At 68.0% G+C, this 328-nt stretch carries 1 pseudogene; it reads left to right on the top strand.

Features of this window, described 5'->3' with window-relative positions:
* Positions 1 to 325, top strand: a pseudogene (locus tag PMES_RS16425) (hypothetical protein); the annotation flags it as partial.
* Positions 326 to 328: the final 3 nt, after the last annotated feature.

Below are 328 nucleotides of genomic sequence, written 5' to 3'. Positions count from 1 at the left end.
TGGCACGCAAGCCCGCAAAGGCCGGCCGGCGGAGAATATGTGGACCGCCGCGCGGATGCTGACGACGTTCAGCCCCCGCGATCTCGCGGCTCATTCAACGACCGACGACGTGCTTGTGAGCGAGGACGATGCGCGGCTCTTCTGCGCCTTCTTGCTGCGCGGCTCTTACGTGCGGGTGATCCGCAAGGCCGCGCCCGGAAAGCGCGAGGCGCGCTACAAGCTGGTGCGCAATACCGGCCCGCGTCCGCCCGTCGAGCGGCGCCTGCGCGCCATCTGGGACGAGAATACCGGCCAATACACGCATATTCCGGGGGTGGACGCATGAGCC

This window comes from Profundibacterium mesophilum KAUST100406-0324 (assembly GCF_009835145.1).
In the GTDB taxonomy this organism is placed as follows: Bacteria; Pseudomonadota; Alphaproteobacteria; order Rhodobacterales; family Rhodobacteraceae; genus Profundibacterium; species Profundibacterium mesophilum.
Note: the sequence above shows the minus strand (reverse complement) of the source record. Positions and strands in the feature narration are given on the sequence as shown.